The organism is Nocardioides eburneiflavus, from assembly GCF_004785795.1.
Classification (GTDB): domain Bacteria; phylum Actinomycetota; class Actinomycetes; order Propionibacteriales; family Nocardioidaceae; genus Nocardioides; species Nocardioides eburneiflavus.
Genome location: NZ_SRRO01000001.1, coordinates 13,668 through 27,153 on the forward strand (window position 1 = coordinate 13,668; position 13,486 = coordinate 27,153).

A 13,486-nucleotide genomic window follows, 5' to 3' on the forward strand; every position below is an offset into this window, starting at 1 on the left:
AGGGCGTGGCCGACGCAACCTTCCACCGACGGCGGGAGTCTGGAGGGGTGGGACGGCACCACGGGGGTGCGGGGTGAGGGGGTGGCATGTTCTCGGGGACCGACAGGCAGGCACCCACGTTCGAGGAATACGCCGCCGTCTCCTGGCCGATGGTCTACCGCAGCGCCTACCTGCTGGCCGGCAACCACGCGGATGCCGAGGACCTGGCCCAGCAGGCGCTGATCAAGGCCCACCGTGCGTGGGCCAGGGTGAGCGCCTCTGACTCGATGAACGCCTACGTGCGACGGATCCTCACCAACACGTTCCTCTCCTCCAGGCGGCCGAAGGCGCGCCGGTTGGAGCTGCTGACCGACGAGCTCCCGGACTGGGGCGGCGCCGCCAGCGCGGCCGGGCGCCCCGCGGATACGCCGGGGGCGTCCGACGAGCTGATGGCGGTGTGGCCGCACGTCAAGCAGCTGCCGCGCCAGCAGCGCGCGGTCACCGTGCTGCGCTACTTCGAGGACCTGAGCGAGGCGGAGATCGCCGAGGCGCTCGGCTGCTCCCGCGGCACCGTGAAGTCCACGGCCCACCGCGCCCTCAAGAGCCTGAAGGCCGCGCTCGACGACCAGGACAGCCCGGCTTCCGACAGCCCGGCTTCCGACAGCCCAGCGTCCGACAGCCCAGCGTCCGGCAGGAAGGAGGCCTGACATGCACGAGGACATCGAGAGGATGCTGCGGACCGAGCTGCGTCAGGTCGCCGACGGCGTCGAGGTCCCGCCCGCGCCGGTGCTGGCCTCCCGACCGACGTCGCGCTTCGCCTGGCCACCGGTGCTGGCGGTCGCTGCCGCCGTCGTGCTGATCGCGCTGGTCGTCCTCGTGGGTGGCCCGTCCGACCGGGGCGGCCTGCCCCAGCCGGCCCCCCAGCCGACCGACGTGGTCACCGACGTGACCGACCCGTTGCCGGAGGCGGTGCCCACCGGGCGGCCCCGGGTGCCGTACGTGCTCGACCGGGTGGCGTACGTCGGCGACGACTCGTTCCCCGGCTTCGACGCGATCGACGGGACCGCCCAGGGCTGGCTGGCGGTGGAGCCGCCGTTCGTGTGGTCGTGGGGCAACGGCGGAGCGCCGAGGGGGCTGGACGTCGCCGTCGAGCAGCCGCCGGTCGTGTCACCCAACGGTCAGTTCATCGCCTACCTCTCCAGCGAGGGCGACCTGAACGGGTTCCAGACCGCACCCGACGGCGAGGGGATGGGCCTGCCCGTGCCGGTCCCCGTCCGGGACGACGACGGTGTCGGCACCCGCATCGGAGCCGTCACCGACGACGGCTGGGTGATCGCGAGCGGCCGGGGTGTCGGCGTCCTGTGGCGCCCCTTCGACGGCGCCGAGCCGGTCGACCTGACGCGGACGGCGCCCGGTCAGCTGGTGTGGAAGGCGACGCGTGCGGGTCTGGTGGTCGTCGACGGCAGCGGCGACGCCCGCGACCCGGGCGGCGACAACCGGGTCGCGGGCGACGGCCGGGTCTACCTGGCCGACCTGACGCCCGACGGCGAGCTGACCCCGATCGTCGACCTGCCCCACTTCGGGATCGCCGACGTCAGCGAGGAGTGGGTGGCGTGGGTGCCCCTCGAGCCGGTCGGGGGCGAGGTGGCCACGTTCGAGGAGATCCTCGTGCGTGACCTCGACGGCGGGAGCCAGGGCGCGCTCTCGGCGCCGCGGGGATGGCGCTTCATCAACACGGACTTCACCTTCGAGGACGCCCAGTTCCTCGTCGCCCGGGTGACCGACGGCCAGCAGCAGCGGATGACGCGCTGCAGCCCAGCGCTCCAGGAGTGCGTGCTGCTCGAGGCCCCCTGAGGTCCGGGCCGGGACGTCTAGGCTCTCCCGGTGCGCATCGTCTCGCTGATCCCCTCCGCAACCGAGATCCTGTTCGCCGTCGGTGCGGGCGACGACGTCGTGGGCGTGACGTTCGAGTGCGACCACCCCGCTGAGGCCCGGGAGCGGCGCGTCGTCTCGACGTCCGCGATGTCGGAGGGACTGACGCCGAAGGAGATCGACGACTTCGTCGCGGCAGCCATGTCGGCTGGTGAGGACCTCTACCGCCTCGACGCCGGAGCCCTCGCCGACCTCGACACGGACCTCGTCGTCACCCAGGACCTCTGCGCCGTCTGCGCGATCGACGTGACCACGGTCGACGAGGCGCTGCGCCACCTGGGCTGTCGGGCCGAGGTGGCGACGGTCGACCCGCACACCCTCGACGACGTGCTGGCGTCCGTGACCGAGATCGGCCGCTTGACCGGGCGGTCGGCCCGGGCGACGGCGCTCGTCGCCTCGCTCGAGGGACGGCTCGCGGCCGTGGCCGACCGGGTGGCGGGTCGCGTGCGGCCGCGCGTGCTGGTGCTCGAGTGGACCGACCCGCCGTTCGCGCCGGGCCACTGGATCCCGGAGATGGTGACCTCCGCCGGCGGTGAGCCGACTCTCGGCGTCGCGGGCACGAAGTCGACCCGCATCTCGTGGGACGAAGCCGTCGACTCGGCTCCGGACCTCGTCGTCTGCGCCCCGTGCGGCTACGACCTGGACGGCGCGGCCACGCTCGCGGAGGACGTACGCCACCGCTTCCCCGGCGTGCCCGTGTGGGCGGTGGACGCCGACGGACACTTCGCCCGACCGGGACCGCGGCTCGTGGACGGGGTCGAGGTGCTGGCCGGGATCCTTCACCCGGACGCCGCGGAGCCCTCGCCGTACGCCCGGCAGGTCTGACGACCGCCGTCAGCGCGTCTCGTCGCGGACGAGGACGTCGAACGGCCGCCCGTCCCGACGGGCTGCGAACGACCCGACCACCTCGAAGCCGAGGGACTCGACCGTACGACGTGCCCGCGCGTTGAACGACGCGACGGTCACGCGGAAGGCTGCCGGCGCGTAGCGGTCTCGGCCGTACGCCAGCCCGGCGGCGATCGCGGCCCGGCCCAGGCCCTGGCCGGTCAGCGACGGGCGCAGCCCTCCCCCGGTGTCGAGGGCGGTGTCGTCGTAGTCCCAGCCGGGCACGCGACCGTCGGGGCCGAAGGACCGGAAGCCGATCAGCCGCTCGCCCGCCAGCACCGCGTGGAAGCCCAGCGCGGGGTCGAGCAGGTCATCGGGCGCGGCGCCTGTCATGTCGTAGACGTCGTAGGGCGGGTCGTAGCGCCAGGTCACCATGTCCTCGGCGTGGGCCCGGGTCAGCGGGACGATGCGGAGGGCGCCGGAGTCGACGGGATCGGGCACGACCGGCACCCTCTCACGACGCCAGTGGGCGGAGGCGGAAGACGAGGATGCCGAAGTAGGTGTCCATCCACTCCTGCTTGTGAGGGTAGCGGCGGCGCGCGTCCTCCGACAGCTGCGGCTCGGCGGCCGCCTCGACCCACAGCCCGGCTGCGCTGAAGGTGTTGAGCAGGTCGGAGACGGTGTAGGTCCGCTTGGTGAGCGTGACGTCCTCGTGCCACCGCGTGCGGTAGGTGTGGGCGGAGGAGGAGAAGTACTCCTCGGCGAGCGACGTGCCGTTCTGCTCGGCGCGCTCGGTGGCGTAGCGCAGGGGCTGCGTCCTGGTCAGCACGATGAACCCGTCGTCGGCGAGCATCGATCGCGCCGACCGCAGGGTCGCCACTGGGTCCGTGGCGTAGCCGAAGGACTGCAGGAGGAGGATCCGGTCGAAGGTGCGCCCGGCGAGCCCGGGCAGGGCGCCGAGGTCGTTGAGGTCGCCCTGCCCGAGCTCCAGCCCGCGTGGCCTCGCGTCGACGAATGCGCCGCTGCCGTCGACCCCGACAGAGCCGGCCGCTCCGTCCTCGACCAACTCGGCGAGCTTGGCGCCGTCCGCGAGCTCCGCCCACGCCCGGCCCGGATCCTCAGACTCCGGGCCGCTCACGCCGGGCTCCGGCGCACCACGCGCCGCCGCAGGGTGGGCGAGGCCACCACCTCGTAGCCCGCCTCGAGGAAGACCTGCAGCAACCCGACCGACGCCTCGTCCCAGATCACGGTCTTGCCCGGCGGCGGCTCGATGGGGTAGCCCTCGAGAACCCGGGCGCCGACCTGTCCCCCGTACGCGACGGTGGCCTGGGCGAGCTCGTAGGTCAGCCCGGCCTTGCGCCAGCCCGTCCGGACGACGAAGCACGTGACCGACCAGACGCCTTCGAGCTCGGGGTCCATCCGCATCCACGGCTGCTTGCGGCTCCAGATGCGGGGGTAGTTCTCCCGGGGCTCGACCGCGACCCAGCCGGCCGGCTCGCCGTCGACGTACCCGATGAGTCCCGAGGTCGGCCCCGCGGTGCCGCACGCCGTCTGCTCGAGCAACGCGGCGTCCCGCTGCTCCTGCGTGGTGTCGCGCCAGATCCAGCCGGGCACCTTCAACCCCTGGCAGCGGCACTTGTGCGCGCCGCTCGTGGCGAAGACGGCGTCGACGTCCTCGACCGTCGCCTGGTTGGCCGGGAGCCAGGTGAAGTCGGGCATGTCGCGACCCTAGTGGTGAGCGCCGACACCGCCGGGACAGAGCACGAGAGCCGCCCCGACCGGTGTCGGAGCGGCTCTCGCCAAGAGGGCTGTGCGCAGTGGAGCTGCGGGGAATCGAACCCCGGTCCTCGAGCGTCGATCCAGGTCTTCTCCGGGTGCAGTTCGTGCTGTCGCTTTTCTCGGCCTCGGTGCTCCCACGAACAGGTCACCGACAGGCCCAGTCAGGAAAGAGTCCCGGTCACTCCTCCTGACAGGAAGTGACCAGCAAGTCTCCTAGATGAGGCCTGGGTCCGGGACGGAGACGGGTGCCCGGTCAGACCCTTCGATCACTGCTCAGGCAGCGAGAGCGAAGTCGTTGCGATTGGTGTTGGCAACTATGGATTTCCAGCGGTCGTTTACGAGATGACGCTGGCTTCTCGACCCGCTTCCCCTGGAACTAACGTCCCAAGTCGAAACCGATCAGCCCCTCTTGTGTTGTCAAGCGAGCCCGTGATCCAGCAGGACTCGCGGCTCCAGCCTACTGGTCCCAACCGACGCCGGCGAACGCTATTCCTCGTCCGGGGTCGAGCCGGGCTCCGAGCTCGGGGCGCGACGCAGCGGCTCGGCGTGCCACTCGCCGTCGTCGAGTCGCCAGACCTGGCTGTCCGCGCCGGGCTCGAGGCCGCGCGGCAGCGGCGTGCGGTCGTAGTCGAGGCCGGCCGCGGACACCGCCTTGGAGTAGCGCGTCCACGCCGAGCGGTACGCGTGCTCGATCTCGGCCTTCTGCTCGGGCGTCGCGTCGCTCGGGGTGGCCATCAGCTCGGAGGGCGGCTCCGGCTCGGCCGGCCGGACCTCGCCGTCCGGCGTGATGGCGAACACCCGCTCGTTGGTCATCCGATGACCGGCCCGGACGAGCAGGGTCCCGTCGTCGCGCCAGCGGAACCGCACCGACCACCCGTGCCCCATCAGGTGGCCGTCGCGGTGGCCGGCGACCGCGGCGTCGGGGAGGAACAGGCCCCAGGTGGCGAAGTAGTCGGCGAACGCGGCCTGCTGGGCGGTCGGGCCGGACTCGTCGGCCACCTCGTCGGCGGCACTGTCGGCCGCCGCGTCCCCGGCCGGCACGGTCGACTCGTGCAGGCGTACGCGCGTGATGCGGTGGCCGTCGAGACCGACCACCTCGAGGGGGCGGTCCTCGACCATCACCCGGTCACCGAGCTCGGCCATCCGGGCGAGACGGTGCAGGACGTAGCCGGCGACCGTCTCGTAGGGCCCGTCGTCGAGCTCGACACCGGTCCGCTCGCCGAACTCCTCGATCGTCACGCCGGCGTCGACGGTCGTCGGGTCCGCGGAGGCGGCGACCGCGGCGTCGGTGTCGTACTCGTCGTGGATCTCGCCGACCAGCTGTTGCGGGGACCGGCGGCGATCTCCGCGGCCGTCACCGTCGGGAAGTCGTAGGCCACCTCCAGTGGCCCGAAACACTCCGGACAGGCGTACGACGGGCCGAGCTCGACCTCGTGGCCGCACTCGCGGCAGGCCAGGGCGCGGGCGTTGCCGAAGGCGCCCTCCCGCAGGCCCTTGCGCGGGGTCGTCGTGCTCGCGGTCTCGTCCAGCAGGGTGCTCATGAAGTCCTCCTTCTCATCTGTCCCCGCGGATCTCGCGTGGGCCGGATTTGGCACCTGCTCCCGTGACTGCCGGACGATTCCGGACAGGAGGCTCACGGGTGGTTGCCGGGACTTCTACGGGCCGTTCCCTCAGTCCCTCGTGATGAGCACGCCCAGCCTAGGCGCGGCGTCTCACGATGCGCACATCGAGTCCACGATGTGGTCGCACCGGGCGGGGGTACGCGCGGGCGGGTGCGGTCAGCGGCGGCGCGCGAGCGTGCCGAGCAGGTCGACAACCCCGGCGGGACCGTCGACGACAACGTCGGCCAGGCCGACGAGGTCGGGCTGCTCGTGCGACGCCGAGCAGACGACGAGCCCGGGCAGCCCTCCGGCGCGCAGGGAGCGGACGGCCTCGAAGGCCTCCACGTCGCCGAGGTCGTCACCGCCGAAGACGACGGCCGTGGCCTCCTGCTCGGCCACGAACGTGCGCACCGCCTGCCCCTTGTGCATGTCTCCCGAGCGGATCTCGATGACGTTGCGCCCGGGCTCGATCGTGAGGTGGTGGCGCTCCGCCAGGGCGGCGACGGGCTTGACGAGCCGGTCGAAGGCACCGGCCGGGTCCTCCATCCGGCGGGTGTGGACCGCGACGGCCAGCCCCTTCTCCTCGATGTAGGCGTCGGCCGCACCCGCGCCGCGCAGCACCCTGGGCAGCTCGCGCTCGAAGGTCGCGAGGCCGGCCGGTGGGCGCGGCGACCGGATCCGCTGCTCCGTGGCCGACCAGCGCTCGTTGCCGTACTGGCCGAAGACGAACAGCTCTGCCCCACGGTCGAGCATGGCGTTGCCGAGCGCGTCGAGGTCGCCCATCGCAATGGCCTGGCGCGCCGGCCGTCCGGTGATCACCGCGACCGCGCGGACCGCCTCGGCGAGCTCGAGCAACGCGCCCGGCGCACCGGGGTGCAGGCGGGCGGCCTCCGGGTCGTCGACCACCGGCGAGAGCGTGCCGTCGAAGTCGAGCCCGACGACCGCGCCGTGGAGGACGTCGCGTACGGCGTCGTAGTGGGCACGCGCGTCGTCGGAGGTGAACTCCATGGACTCCACCCAACCATGCGACGCGCGCGGGCGTCGCACCGTCCCGCCATCCGAGGTGGAACAGCTCGGCGGGTCAGCGCGGGGCGTCGGCCGTGAGGATGACGGTGAGACGATCGCGCTTCATCACGCCCACGGCGGGCGCCGTGCGCTTGATGCCGAGGTCGAGGGCGAGCTGCTTGCCGGCAGCCTTGAGCCGCGGCGGGAAGTAGACGGTGCTGGTCGGGATCAGGCCCTGCCAGTTGTCCTCGCCCACGACCGACCAGCCGACGCCGGTGGCGCGGGCGGCCGTGGCGGCCGCGAGGCCCTTGATCCCGGAGTTGTTGTAGACCTCGACGTAGACCTCACCGCGCTTGACCCGGGGCTCGGGCTTGGCGGTCTCGGTCGGCGTCGGCTCCGGCTCGACGGACGGCGACTTCTCGGCGCTGGCGATCGTCGCGGTGTCGACCCGCCGCTCGGTCGGCGCCTGGTCGCGGGTGGCGATGAAGGTGATCGAGGCCATCGCGACCGCGAGGACCGACAGCATCACGAGCGGGGACGGGAACGCCACGCCCCGCTCGTCGCGAGGTCGGCGGCGCGGCGAGCAGCCGGGACTGGGGAAGAGGTCCAAGAGGAAGGCCATGGGGAAGGTGACCAATCGTGAGTGGGCGGGTCGCGCTGGATCGGGTCCGGCTGTCAGATCTCGAAGCCGAGGCGGCGGGCGGAGCGCTGCCGCTGGCGGGACGCGCGGAGCCGCCGGAGGCGACGGACGAGGAGCGGGTCGGCCTCGAGGGCCTCCGGGCGGTCGATGAGGGCGTTGAGGACCTGGTAGTAGCGGGTCGAGGACATGTCGAACTTCTCGCGGACGGCCTGCTCCTTGGCGCCCGCGTACTTCCACCAGTGACGCTCGAACTCGAGGATGTCGCGGTCGCGCTGGCTCAGCCCGGCAGCAGTCTCCTGCTCGGTCGGAATGTGCTTCGCTGCGTCCATGCGTGTTGTTCCTCCTCGACCCCACGACCACCCGTGGCCGGGTGGACTGCGCTCAGTCTAGGTGACGAACCACAACGATGTCATTCGCCTCCGGCGAGTCGTCTGGACAAACCCGCGGCGCTCCTGCGAGCAGCGCGGGGGACACTCCGGGGTGATATGTGCGTCCTCCGCCGTCGATAGGGTGGCGACGTGAGCCCCACCCCGCAGGCAGACCTCGTCATCGTGGCCAACCGACTGCCCGTGGACCGCGTGATCGGGCCCGACGGCTCCGCGTCGTGGCGCACCTCCCCCGGCGGGCTGGTGACCGCCCTCGAGCCGGTGCTGCGCGCCAATGACGGGGCGTGGATCGGCTGGCCGGGATCGGCGGACGACGAGGCCTTCGAGCCGTTCGTGGAGGACGGGCTCTCGCTGGTCCCGGTGGCGCTGAGCGCGCAGGAGGTGGAGGAGTTCTACGAGGGCTTCTCCAACGGCACGCTCTGGCCGCTCTATCACGACGTGATCGCCAAGCCGGAGTTCCACCGGGAGTGGTGGGACTCCTACGTCGCGGTCAACCAGCGCTTCGCGGACCGGGCCGCGGAGGTCGCCGCCGAGGGCGCGACGGTCTGGGTCCAGGACTACCAGCTCCAGCTCGTGCCCCAGATGCTGCGCACCCAGCGCCCCGACCTGCGCATCGGCTTCTACCTCCACATCCCGTTCCCGCCGGCCGAGCTGTTCTCCCAGCTGCCGTGGCGCCGGCAGATCCTCGAGGGCCTGCTGGGCGCGGACCTGATCGGCTTCCAGCTGCCCGGCGCGGCCGCCAACTTCGTACGCCTCGTGCGCAGCCGGGTGGGCCACAAGACCCACCGCGACACCATCTACCTCCCCGACGGCCGCCCGGTGAAGGCGACCGCGTTCCCGATCTCGATCGACACCGCGGGGTTCGAGGAGCTCGCCCGGTCCGAGGGCGTGGAGAAGCGCGCCGCCGAGATCCGCGACGCGCTGGGCAACCCGCGACGGATCTTCCTCGGCGTCGACCGCCTCGACTACACCAAGGGCATCCACTCGCGCCTGCGCGCCTTCGGCGAGCTGGTCCGCGACGGAGAGCTCGACGTCGAGGACGCAGTGTTCGTCCAGGTCGCCACTCCCTCGCGCGAGCGCGTCGAGCAGTACCGCATCCTCCGTGACGAGATCGAGCTCCTGGTCGGCCGGATCAACGGCGACCACGGCCGCATCGGACGTCCGGCCATCTCCTACATGCACTCCTCCTACCCCCGCGAGGAGATGGCCGCCCTCTACCGAGCGGCCGACGTGATGGTCGTGACGCCGTTCCGGGACGGGATGAACCTCGTCGCCAAGGAGTACGTCGCCTGTCGCTTCGAGGACGACGGCGCGCTCGTGCTCTCGGAGTTCGCCGGCGCGGCGCAGGAGCTGCGCCAGGCCTGGCTGGTCAACCCCTACGACATCGACGGCATGAAGTCCGCACTCCTCGAGGCCTTCGCCGCCGACGGCAAGGAGACCGCGCGGCGGATGCGGGCGATGCGCAAGACGGTCGTCGCCAACGACGTGTCCAAGTGGGCCGCCGACTTCCTCGACGAGCTCGAGGCCCTGCCCGAGCACCACGACAAGACCGTGCGCCAGTCGCGGGCCCGCTGACCCGAGGCGAGCCTACGCCCGCTCGCTGGTGCCGGCGACCGCCCCGTGGGTGGCGTGCTGCGCCGTCATGATCGCCTCGATGTCCGTGACCAGTCCCGGACCGAGCCGGCGCCAGGACGGGTCGTAGCCGTACGTCTGCGCGAGGCCGACGGCCGACCGCGTGCCGTCGAGGAGGTCGATGTCACCCGGGGCGATGAGGCCGGGGTGGACCACGCCGACGGCCTCGGAGACCTTGAGCAGGTCGCGGCGCAGCGACCGGACGTAGTTGGCGGCCCGCACGCTCTTGAGGCTGACGTCGAGCCCGCGGGTGTAGCGAGGGTTCTGGGTGGCCAATCCGACCGGGCAGTGGTCGGTGTGGCACTTCTGCGCCTGGATGCAGCCGATGGCCATCATCGCCTCGCGGCCGACGTTGACCATGTCGGCACCGAGCGCGAACGCCACGATCGCGTTCTCCGGGATGCCGAGCTTGCCGGCGCCGATGAACACGACGTCGTCGGTCAGGCCGGCCGCCGCGAACCGGCGGTAGACCTCGGCGAACCCGATGCGGAAGGGATAGGCGACCGAGTCGGCGAAGATCATCGGCGCGGCACCGGTGCCGCCCTCGCCGCCGTCGATGTTGACGAAGTCGACGCCGCGTCCGTCGCGTGACATCTCCTCGGCCAGCTCGTCCCACATGGTCAGGTTGCCGACGGCCGACTTGACGCCGACGGGCAGGCCCGTCGCCTGCGCGACCGTCTCGACGAAGTCGAGCATCGAGTCGACGTCGGAGAAGACCGCGTGCCGGCTCGGCGACGCGCAGTCCTTGCCCTCCGGGATGCCGCGGATCTCGGCGATCTCCCGGCTCACCTTCTCCCCCGGCAGCATGCCGCCGAGGCCGGGCTTGGCCCCCTGGCTGAGCTTGATCTCGATCGCGCGGACGGGCGCGGACGCCACGAGGTCGACGAGGCGGGCCAGGTCGAAGCGACCCTGCTCGTCCCGGCAGCCGAAGTAGGACGTGCCGATCTGGAAGACGATGTCCCCGCCGTGGCGGTGGTGCGGCGAGAGCGCGCCCTCGCCGGTGTTCTGCAGGCAGTCGACCATTGCGGCGCCCTTGTTGAGCGCCTCGATGGCCTTGCCCGACAGCGAGCCGAAGCTCATGCCGGAGATGTTGACCACCGACGCGGGGCGGAAGGCGTGCGTACGTCCGCGGGCCGCTCCCATCACCTTGGCGGCGGGCAGGGCGATCTCCTCCTGCGCGTGGGGCTTCGTCGCCGCCCCCGGGCCGGCGAAGGTGCGGTGCTTGATGATCGGGTAGCCCTCGATGCGCTCCACGTCGTTGTCGGTGCCGAAGCCGAAGTAGTTGTTCTCGAGCTTGGAGCTGGCATAGACCCAGCGGCGCTGGTCGCGGCTGAACGGGCGCTCCTCGTCGTTGCTGGTGACGATGTACTGGCGCAGCTCGGGCCCGAACTTCTCCACGAGGAACCGGCCGTGGCCCACGACGGGGAAGTTCCGCAGGATCGCGTGCTTGCGCTGCACCAGGTCGTGGACCGTCGTCGCGGCAGCCGCGGCCGCGGTGCCGCCCAGGATCGCGTACCTCCACCTCATGGAGACGTTCCTAGCCGCACCGCGCCGTCATGTCGAGGGAGCCCACCCCTGCGGACCGGGACGCAGGCTCAGGCGAGCTCGCCGCGGGCCAGGCTCACGCCGGAGTGGGTGGGGTCGCCGTCGTCGGGCTCGACCGAGATGTCGACGATGCGGTAGCCCTCGTCGATGAGCTCCATCGGGACCGCGAACTCGCCCTCGTCGCCCGAGGCGAGGATGCCGATGGAGATCATCCGGACCCCGTCGACGTTGATGAGCCACACCTCGTGCAGGCCCGGCTCGTCGCCGAGCTCGCTGGCACTGACCCGGATGGAGAAGGTGTCCTCGGACTGAACGGCACTGGCCTCGCCGCGGCCGGCGTCGCTGTCGAGCGCGGTGAGCGTGGCGGCGGCCACCACGGTGCCGGTGTCGGCAGGATCCGGGACCGCCTCGGGAGCCTCGGTCCCGTCAGCGCCCCACCGCCCCAGGCCCACCCCGGCGAGCAGGGCCAGGGCCGCGGCCACGGAGGCGAGCCAGAGCGGGACCCCGCGACGCGGCGGCTGCTCGTCGCGCACGGGCAGGGCGACGGGCGCCGGGGGGGCGCCGGCGCGGACCTCGGCCAGCACCTGTGCGCGGACCCGCGCGGGCGGGGCGACGAGCGGGTCGGCCCCTGCGCGGCGGCGTACGCCCATGAGTGCGGCCACCATCCCGGCGCACTCGGGGCACGTGGCGGCGTGCTCCCGGACGTCGTCGGGGCCGTCGGTGGGGTCGAGGGCGAGCCCGGCCAGCTGGTCGGGATCAGCGTGACTCATGGCGCACCCCCTCGAGCTGCTGGTGCAGCTTGATCAGGCCACGGCGGACGTGGCTCTTGACGGTGCCGAGCGGCAGGCCCACGGTCTCGGCGATCTCGGCATGGCTGCGCTCCTCCCAGAAGGCGAGCAGCATGATGGTGCGGCGCGGGTCCGGCAGCTCGTCGACGGCCTGCCGCACCACCAGCCGTTCGGCGGCCTCGTCGTCGACGGACGGGTCGGAGCCGTCGTGGACCCCCGGCAGGGAGACGACGGCGGCAACCCGGTCGGCGTCGCGAGCCCGCGCCGCCCGCGCGTCGGACACCTTGTGGCGTGCGATGCCCAGCAGCCAGGCGGGCAGGGCCGTGGGGGTCGGGGTCAGCGTGTGGCGACTGCGCCACGCCGCGACGAACACCTGCTGGGTCACGTCCTCTGCGTCGTGCCGGTCGTGGAGGGCGCGGAGCGCGTAGGTGTGGACGAGGGCGGACCACCGGTCGTAGATCTCCTCGAGGGCGCTCTCGTCGCCGGAGACCAGCCGAGCGGCGAGCGCGCGGACAGCATCGTCCTGCTCGTCCTCGAGCGACATCGCCTGGGTCACCACGAGGTCACCGTACCGGCGGGGCGAGCGGGCGGGGAACGGGATGATGGTCATCGCCGCTCCCCGCCCGTCAGGCTTCGCGTCGCCGTCTGTGATCAGAGGTCGATCGGGCGCAGGACGCGGTCGACCGCGTGCGCGATCTGCTTGTTGCCCTTGTTGATGTCGAGGGCCGCGATGATCGCGCGGGCGTTGCGGTCGTTGCGGTCCTTGTCGCGCAGCGTGACCACCGGCGCACGGTGCTCGCGCATCTTGACCTTGACCCTGACCGTCTTGCCGGCCGCGGTGTCGAGCTTGGCCCCGTCGGCCTTGAGCACCTTGCCGCTGGTGAGCGTGGCACCGGGCACGACGTGGTAGAGCAGGATGGTCTCGATCGTGTCGACCCCGGCGAGCTCCACCAGCGCGTTGAACAGCTTCTTCTCGCTCCTGATGGTCTGGCCGGTGAGGTCCTCGGCCAGGAGACGGAAGGCCTGGTCGGTGGGGGCGAAGACGGTGAGCCGGGTCTTGCCGTCAGCCAGCAGGGCCACCGGGGAGTCCGGCTTGGCGCCGATGACCGCGAGAGCGGCCTCGGTGACGATGTCGAAGTCGTTCTTGTTCTTGTCGAACGTGTTGCCGTCCGAGGTGAGCACCTCGGCGAGGCTGGTGTTGCCGGGCTTGGCCGCGGGGGCAGCGGACGCGGCGGGTGCTGTGGCCATCGTGCCGAGGGCGAGGGCCGAGGCGGCGAGGATGGCGGGTACGCGACGTGCCATGAGAAGTCCTTCCATCAGGGGCGCCCGGTGGCGCCCGTCACCGCCTTCTCCGGCCGAGGGCGCCCGGTGGAT

The 13,486-nt window shown here is 72.2% G+C and carries 16 protein-coding genes, 1 other RNA gene and 1 riboswitch; of the genes, 4 read left to right on the forward strand and 13 right to left on the reverse strand.

Annotation, left to right across the window (positions count from 1 at the left end):
• Positions 1–86: 86 nt before the first annotated feature.
• Genes EXE59_RS00085 through EXE59_RS00095 form a run of 3 tightly spaced genes read left to right on the forward strand, consistent with a single transcriptional unit; the run spans position 87 to position 2,736 of the window.
• Entirely contained in the window at positions 87–686 is a 600-nt protein-coding gene (locus tag EXE59_RS00085) for a SigE family RNA polymerase sigma factor (protein ID WP_135837085.1), read from the forward strand.
• A 1-nt stretch (position 687) separates the two neighbouring features.
• Positions 688–1,833 (forward strand): hypothetical protein, encoded by a 1,146-nt coding sequence (locus EXE59_RS00090; protein WP_135837086.1) that lies wholly within the window; start codon positions 688–690, stop codon positions 1,831–1,833.
• A 30-nt stretch (positions 1,834–1,863) separates the two neighbouring features.
• Positions 1,864–2,736 (forward strand): cobalamin-binding protein, encoded by an 873-nt coding sequence (locus EXE59_RS00095; protein ID WP_135837087.1) that lies wholly within the window; start codon positions 1,864–1,866, stop codon positions 2,734–2,736.
• Between the two features lie 9 nt (positions 2,737–2,745).
• Here EXE59_RS00095 and EXE59_RS00100 read toward each other — a convergent pair whose 3' ends face one another.
• The 9 genes from EXE59_RS00100 to napA all read right to left on the reverse strand — a co-directional run bounded on the left by EXE59_RS00100 (position 2,746) and on the right by napA (position 8,090).
• Entirely contained in the window at positions 2,746–3,237 is a 492-nt protein-coding gene (locus tag EXE59_RS00100; protein WP_135837088.1) for a GNAT family N-acetyltransferase, read from the reverse strand.
• A gap of 13 nt (positions 3,238–3,250) precedes the next feature.
• Positions 3,251–3,874, reverse strand: a complete 624-nt coding sequence (locus EXE59_RS00105; protein ID WP_135837089.1) for a class I SAM-dependent methyltransferase — start codon at positions 3,872–3,874, stop codon at positions 3,251–3,253.
• Entirely contained in the window at positions 3,871–4,455 is a 585-nt protein-coding gene (locus tag EXE59_RS00110; protein ID WP_135837090.1) for a GNAT family N-acetyltransferase, read from the reverse strand. The genes EXE59_RS00105 and EXE59_RS00110 overlap by 4 nt, the downstream gene beginning before the upstream one ends.
• 96 nt (positions 4,456–4,551) lie before the next feature.
• Positions 4,552–4,922, reverse strand: a transfer-messenger RNA (tmRNA) gene (gene ssrA, locus EXE59_RS00115).
• A gap of 79 nt (positions 4,923–5,001) precedes the next feature.
• Positions 5,002–5,754 carry an HlyC/CorC family transporter associated domain-containing protein gene (locus EXE59_RS24300; protein ID WP_246056384.1) on the reverse strand — a complete coding sequence of 251 codons (753 nt, stop codon included), beginning with the start codon at positions 5,752–5,754 and terminating at the stop codon, positions 5,002–5,004.
• Positions 5,751–6,056 carry a hypothetical protein gene (locus EXE59_RS24305; RefSeq protein WP_246056386.1) on the reverse strand — a complete coding sequence of 102 codons (306 nt, stop codon included), beginning with the start codon at positions 6,054–6,056 and terminating at the stop codon, positions 5,751–5,753. The genes EXE59_RS24300 and EXE59_RS24305 overlap by 4 nt, the downstream gene beginning before the upstream one ends.
• Positions 6,057–6,066: 10 nt before the next feature.
• A riboswitch (SAM riboswitch) is annotated at positions 6,067–6,205 on the reverse strand.
• An 88-nt stretch (positions 6,206–6,293) separates the two neighbouring features.
• On the reverse strand, positions 6,294–7,124 hold the full coding sequence (gene otsB, locus EXE59_RS00125; RefSeq protein WP_135837092.1) for a trehalose-phosphatase: 831 nt from the start codon (positions 7,122–7,124) through the stop codon (positions 6,294–6,296).
• Positions 7,125–7,197: 73 nt separating this feature from the next.
• A complete protein-coding gene (locus EXE59_RS00130; RefSeq protein WP_135837093.1) occupies positions 7,198–7,743 on the reverse strand; it encodes a LytR C-terminal domain-containing protein in 546 nt (181 codons plus the stop codon).
• A 53-nt stretch (positions 7,744–7,796) separates the two neighbouring features.
• The gene (gene napA / locus EXE59_RS00135) at positions 7,797–8,090 is read right to left on the reverse strand and encodes a nucleoid-associated protein NapA (protein WP_129453301.1); all 294 of its coding nucleotides are present in this window, start codon (positions 8,088–8,090) and stop codon (positions 7,797–7,799) included.
• A gap of 189 nt (positions 8,091–8,279) precedes the next feature.
• On the opposite strand from napA, the gene EXE59_RS00140 reads away from it, so the two are divergent.
• Positions 8,280–9,722: an alpha,alpha-trehalose-phosphate synthase (UDP-forming) gene (locus tag EXE59_RS00140; protein ID WP_135837094.1), complete on the forward strand. Its 1,443-nt coding sequence runs from the start codon at positions 8,280–8,282 to the stop codon at positions 9,720–9,722.
• A 12-nt stretch (positions 9,723–9,734) separates the two neighbouring features.
• On the opposite strand, the gene EXE59_RS00145 is transcribed toward EXE59_RS00140, so the two are convergent.
• The 4 genes from EXE59_RS00145 to EXE59_RS00160 all read right to left on the reverse strand — a co-directional run bounded on the left by EXE59_RS00145 (position 9,735) and on the right by EXE59_RS00160 (position 13,414).
• Positions 9,735–11,306: an FMN-binding glutamate synthase family protein gene (locus EXE59_RS00145; RefSeq protein ID WP_135837095.1), complete on the reverse strand. Its 1,572-nt coding sequence runs from the start codon at positions 11,304–11,306 to the stop codon at positions 9,735–9,737.
• Positions 11,307–11,374: 68 nt separating this feature from the next.
• On the reverse strand, positions 11,375–12,094 hold the full coding sequence (locus EXE59_RS00150; RefSeq protein ID WP_135837096.1) for an anti-sigma factor: 720 nt from the start codon (positions 12,092–12,094) through the stop codon (positions 11,375–11,377).
• On the reverse strand, positions 12,081–12,722 hold the full coding sequence (locus EXE59_RS00155) for an RNA polymerase sigma factor (protein WP_210428829.1): 642 nt from the start codon (positions 12,720–12,722) through the stop codon (positions 12,081–12,083). Before EXE59_RS00155 ends, EXE59_RS00150 begins: the two co-directional genes overlap by 14 nt.
• 41 nt (positions 12,723–12,763) lie before the next feature.
• Positions 12,764–13,414 (reverse strand): fasciclin domain-containing protein, encoded by a 651-nt coding sequence (locus EXE59_RS00160; RefSeq protein WP_210428830.1) that lies wholly within the window; start codon positions 13,412–13,414, stop codon positions 12,764–12,766.
• Positions 13,415–13,486 lie beyond the last annotated feature (72 nt).

Bases quoted from the DNA above. Each gene is read 5' to 3' on its own strand.
- EXE59_RS00160 (WP_210428830.1), bottom strand. From the start codon at position 13,414: ATGGCACGTCGCGTACCCGCCATCCTCGCCGCCTCGGCCCTCGCCCTC.
- EXE59_RS00150 (WP_135837096.1), bottom strand. From the start codon at position 12,094: ATGAGTCACGCTGATCCCGACCAGCTGGCCGGGCTCGCCCTCGACCCC.
- otsB (WP_135837092.1), bottom strand. From the start codon at position 7,124: ATGGAGTTCACCTCCGACGACGCGCGTGCCCACTACGACGCCGTACGC.
- EXE59_RS00155 (WP_210428829.1), bottom strand. From the start codon at position 12,722: ATGACCATCATCCCGTTCCCCGCCCGCTCGCCCCGCCGGTACGGTGAC.
- EXE59_RS00145 (WP_135837095.1), bottom strand. From the start codon at position 11,306: ATGAGGTGGAGGTACGCGATCCTGGGCGGCACCGCGGCCGCGGCTGCC.
- EXE59_RS24305 (WP_246056386.1), bottom strand. From the start codon at position 6,056: ATGAGCACCCTGCTGGACGAGACCGCGAGCACGACGACCCCGCGCAAG.
- EXE59_RS00090 (WP_135837086.1), top strand. From the start codon at position 688: ATGCACGAGGACATCGAGAGGATGCTGCGGACCGAGCTGCGTCAGGTC.
- EXE59_RS00085 (WP_135837085.1), top strand. From the start codon at position 87: ATGTTCTCGGGGACCGACAGGCAGGCACCCACGTTCGAGGAATACGCC.
- EXE59_RS00110 (WP_135837090.1), bottom strand. From the start codon at position 4,455: ATGCCCGACTTCACCTGGCTCCCGGCCAACCAGGCGACGGTCGAGGAC.
- EXE59_RS00130 (WP_135837093.1), bottom strand. From the start codon at position 7,743: ATGGCCTTCCTCTTGGACCTCTTCCCCAGTCCCGGCTGCTCGCCGCGC.
- napA (WP_129453301.1), bottom strand. From the start codon at position 8,090: ATGGACGCAGCGAAGCACATTCCGACCGAGCAGGAGACTGCTGCCGGG.